Genomic DNA, 261 nt, shown 5'->3' on the forward strand with positions numbered 1-261 from the left:
ATCTTCAACGGAACCACGTACGAACTGCTGAAGACCGTGAAGCTCCTGGCCGATTCGGATGCGACCGGGTATGACCCCGTGACACATAATTTGTACATCGCGGACGGCGGCCTCGATGCGAAACTGAACCACACGTTCCTGGAAATCGTGAACACCGATACGGGCGAGAGGGTAGGTCAAATCAAGATTGATTCCAATCGCCTGGAGGCCATGGTCGTCGAGAAATCAGGATCGAGATTATTTCTGAATATGACTGAGAAG

Annotated in this window: 1 pseudogene; it reads left to right on the top strand. The window is 51.7% G+C overall.

What is annotated here, in order from left to right:
- A pseudogene (locus OHL23_RS28560) lies at positions 1-261 on the top strand (YncE family protein); the annotation flags it as partial.

The sequence above is a fragment of the Acidicapsa acidisoli genome (genome assembly GCF_025685625.1).
In the GTDB taxonomy this organism is placed as follows: domain Bacteria; phylum Acidobacteriota; class Terriglobia; order Terriglobales; family Acidobacteriaceae; genus Acidicapsa; species Acidicapsa acidisoli.